Below are 4,117 nucleotides of genomic sequence, written 5' to 3'. Positions count from 1 at the left end.
GCTCGTCGTGCTCGCCGCGGTGCTCACGATGGGGGTCTCGTCGGGCCTCGGGCTGCGGAGCATGCGCCGGAGCGGCTAGCCGACGATCTCGGCGGCCTCGAGCCAGGCGGCCTCGAGCTCGTCCTTCTCGGCGGCGAGCGCCCGGAGCTCCTCGTCGAGCGCGGCCACGGCCTGGTGGTCGGTGGCCTGGTCGGACATGCGCTGGTGCAGGGCGGTCTCCTGGTCGGCGATCCGGGACAGCCGCCGCTCGATCCGGGCGATCTCCTTGCGGGCGGTGCGCAGGTCCGCGGTCGAGACCACCGCGGGGGCCTGCGTGCTCGCCGGGCGGGCGTCCAGCGGGGACGACACCGTCGACTCCGCGGCGCGGCGCAGGTCCAGGTACTGCTCGACCCCGCCGGGCAGCTGGCGCAGCAGGCCGTCGCCGAGCAGGGCCATCTGCGTGTCGCACACCCGCTCGAGCAGGTACCGGTCGTGCGAGACGACGATCAGCGTGMCCGGCCAGCCGTCGAGCAGGTCCTCGAGCGCGGCCAGGGTGTCGGTGTCGAGGTCGTTGGTCGGCTCGTCGAGCAGCAGCACGTTGGGCTCGCCTACGAGCAGCCGCAGCAGCTGCAGCCGTCGACGCTCCCCACCCGACAGGTCCCGCACGGGGGTGCGAGAGCGTTCGCGGTCGAACCCGAGCCGCTCCACCAGCTGGGCCGCGGTGAGCTCCTTGCCGCCGACGACGACCGAGCGCTTCTCGCTCTCGATCACCTCGATCACCCGCAGGCCGGCCAGCTCGTCGAGGTCCTCGACGTCCTGCGTCAGCTCCGCCACCTGCACGGTCTTGCCACGCTTCACGCGTCCGGTGGTCGGCTGCTGGCGGCCGGACAGCAGTCGTAGCAGGGTGGTCTTGCCGGCGCCGTTGACGCCCACGAGGCCCACCCGGTCGCCCGGGCCGAGCCGCCAGGTGATGTCGTGCAGGAGCGTGCGGTCGCCGTAGACCACGGACGCGTCCTCGATGTCGAGCACGTCCTTGCCCAGCCGGGCCGTGGCCATCCGGGTGAGGCTCAGCTGGTCGCGCGGCGGCGGCTCGTTCTCGATGAGCGCGTTCGCGGCGTCGATCCGGAACTTGGGCTTGGACGTGCGCGCCGGCGCCCCCCGGCGCAGCCAGGCGAGCTCCTTGCGCAGCAGGTTCTGCCGCTTCTCCTCGGTGGTCGACGCCGTCCGAGCCCGCTCGGCCCGCGCCAGCACGTAGGCCGCGTAGCCGCCCTCGTACTGGTCGACGTCGCCGCCGTGCACCTCCCACGTGCGGGTGCAGACCGCGTCGAGGAACCAGCGGTCGTGGGTGACCACCACCAGCGCGCCGTTGGACCGGGTGTACCGGTCGACCAGGTGGGCGGCCAGCCACGCCACGCCCTCGACGTCCAGGTGGTTGGTCGGCTCGTCGAGGACGAGCACCTCGTCGTCCCGGACCAGCAGCGCGGCCAGGGCGACCCGGCGGCGCTGACCACCCGACAGGGTGGCCACGTCGGCGTCGAGCGCGACGTCGGCCAGCAAGCCCGCGTGGACGGACCGGATGCGGGAGTCGGTGGCCCACTCGTGCTCGTCGGCGGACCCGTGCACGACGTCGAGGACCGTGCTCCCGGCCAGCAGGTCGTCACGCTGGTCGAGGATCGCGACCCGCACGCCGCCGGCACGGGTGACCCGACCGTCGTCGGGCTCCTGCAGCCCGGACAGCACGCGCAGCAGGGTGGACTTGCCGGCACCGTTGGGGCCGACGACGCCGATCCGCTGGCCGTCGTCGAGTCCGAGGGAGACGCCGTCGAGGAGGGTGCGCGTGCCCAGCGTGAGCGTGACGCGGTCCGCGCCGAGAAGGTGAGCCATTTCCTGTGAAGGCTACCCGCACACCCGCACAGGTCCTCCACGCAGACCGCCGGTACCGCCACTGACCTGCGCACTAGCGTCCGGAGCATGACGCAGCACGCGCGTGCCCACGGGCGGACCTGGCCCCGGGCGGTCGGCCTCGCAGCCGTCGGCGTCCTGGCGTTCGGCGTCGCCGGCGCAGCCGCGGTCTACCTAGAGCTCCAGTCGAACATCGGTGAGGTCGACCTGACCGGCCTCGTGGGCGACGACAGTGCGCGGCCCGAGGTGACGGAGCCGCCGCCCGGGGACGCCCGCGCGGGATCGCCCGTGAACCTGCTGATCATCGGGTCCGACGACCGCAGCGGCGAGAACGGCACGATCGGCGGTGCGGAGGAGGGGATGCAGTCCGACACGACGATCGTCGCGCACGTGGCGGCGGACCGGTCCCGCGTCGAGCTGGTCTCCATCCCGCGGGACCTGCTGGCCGACCGGCCGTCGTGCACGATGTCGGACGGCAGCACGACGCCGGCACGCGAGGCCCGGCAGTTCAACGAGGCGTTCCGGATCGGCTGGGACCACGGCCACGACGTCCGGTCCGCGTCGGCGTGCACGTGGAAGACGGTGGAGAGCCTCACGGGGGTGCGCCTGGACGGTCTGGTGCTCGTGGACTTCGTCGGTCTGCGCGACATGGTCGACGCGATCGGCGGCGTCCCCATGTGCCTGGCGACGGACCTCGACGACCCCGAGTACACCGGCCTGCACGTCAAGGCCGGCCCGCAGGTGTTCGACGGCCCCACAGCCGTGCAGTTCGCCCGGGCCCGGCACAACATCGGCGACGGGTCCGACACCGGACGGATCGAGCGCCAGCAGGACCTCATGGCGGCCATGGTCCGCTCGGTGCTCAGTCGCGACGTGCTGACCAGCCCGACCGCCCTGTTCCAGTTCGCGCAGGCCGCGACCGGCTCGCTGACGGCGAGCACGGGGTTCCGGGACCTCACCGACCTCACCGGGTTCGGGCTCTCGCTGCGCGGCGTGCAGGCGGACCGGATCGTGTTCGTCTCGATGCCCACCGTCGCGTCGACCAGGCAGCGCTACCGGGTCGAGGCCACCGCCGAGGCGGCACAGCTGTGGGCCCGGGTCGCGGCCGACCAGCCGGTGGCCGAGGCCCCGGCGACCGACGACGCGCCACCGGCGGACCCCGCAGCCCCGGCTACCCCGCCCCCGACCGTCGAGACCCCCTGGACCCCGCCGGGCGACGTGCTCACCTCGGCGGACGACTCGTCCACCTGCGCCTGACCGGCGTCAGCCCGCGAGGTACTCCGCGAGGGTGTCGAAGATGCCCTGGAAGCCTGCCTCGCGCTGGCTGCCGTCCTCCTGGCCGTCCAGGAACACGCCCTGCTCGGTGTACGTGAGGCGGGTGCCGCCCTCGACGGCGGTGAGCTCCGTCGTGGTCAGGGACGTGGACAGGTGCGTGCCGCCCACCCACATGTCGTAGGTGGAGACGATCCGTGCGCGCTCGACGATGTCGGTGTAGGTGGCGACGTACCGGCTGGTGGGGCCGTCGTGCCACTGCCCGTCCTGCACCGCCTGGCCGCCCACGCGGAAGTCCTCGGAGGCCTCGGTCTCGGTGAAGCCGGGGTCGGAGCCGAACCACCGGGCGTGCTGCTCCGGGTCGGCGAACGCGTCCCACACCCGGTCGAGAGGCGCGTCGAACGTGCGGTCGACGACGAAGGTCGCGTGGGCGACGGTGCTGGTCGCGGTGGTGTCGGTGGACTCCGTGGTCATGGTCAGGCTCCTGTCGTCGAGGTGTCGGTGGCGAGGAAGTCGCCGAGCCGGTCGAGCCGGCGCTCTGCCGGGAGTCGTTGGCGGCCCATCCACTCCCCGGCGCCGGTGAGGGCGTCGGGGGCGAGCTGGACCGTGCGGACGCGGCCGATCTTGTGCGAGGTGACGATGCCGGCGTCCTCGAGCACCGCGAGGTGCTGGTGCACGGCCGGGAGCGACATCGCGAACGGTGCGGCGAGCCCGCTGACCGAGACCGGGCCGCGCACCAGCCGTTCGACCATCGCGCGGCGGGTCGCGTCGGACAGGGCCTTGAAGACCTTGTCCAGCTCGCCATGGTTAAGCATGTACTTAAGTATTGCCGCGAGCCCGCAGATGTCAAGGGGGCAGGACGAGGTCAGTCGGTCGAGCTGACCACGCGTGCGCCGGCGACCGGGCCGGAGGCGGTCAGCACGCGGTCCGCGACGCCCGAGGCCGTGAACGCGGCCGCGAGGAC

General features: G+C 73.2%; 4 protein-coding genes. 1 reads left to right on the top strand and 3 read right to left on the bottom strand.

Features of this window, described 5'->3' with window-relative positions; genetic code table 11:
- Positions 1-75: 75 nt before the first annotated feature.
- Positions 76-1,863, bottom strand: coding sequence for an ABC-F family ATP-binding cassette domain-containing protein (locus AC1DUQ_RS18715; protein ID WP_477074325.1), 1,788 nt, complete (start codon positions 1,861-1,863; stop codon positions 76-78).
- An 87-nt stretch (positions 1,864-1,950) separates the two neighbouring features.
- On the opposite strand from AC1DUQ_RS18715, the gene AC1DUQ_RS18710 reads away from it, so the two are divergent.
- A complete protein-coding gene (locus AC1DUQ_RS18710) occupies positions 1,951-3,138 on the top strand; it encodes an LCP family protein (protein WP_477060170.1) in 1,188 nt (395 codons plus the stop codon).
- Positions 3,139-3,144: 6 nt separating this feature from the next.
- Here AC1DUQ_RS18710 and AC1DUQ_RS18705 read toward each other — a convergent pair whose 3' ends face one another.
- On the bottom strand, positions 3,145-3,627 hold the full coding sequence (locus AC1DUQ_RS18705; protein WP_477060169.1) for an SRPBCC domain-containing protein: 483 nt from the start codon (positions 3,625-3,627) through the stop codon (positions 3,145-3,147).
- Positions 3,628-3,629: 2 nt separating this feature from the next.
- Entirely contained in the window at positions 3,630-3,968 is a 339-nt protein-coding gene (locus tag AC1DUQ_RS18700) for an ArsR/SmtB family transcription factor (RefSeq protein WP_477060168.1), read from the bottom strand.
- Positions 3,969-4,117: the final 149 nt, after the last annotated feature.

Source organism: Cellulomonas sp. P4_B5_2, from assembly GCF_056402235.1.
This window is presented reverse-complemented; position numbering and strand designations above follow the sequence as displayed.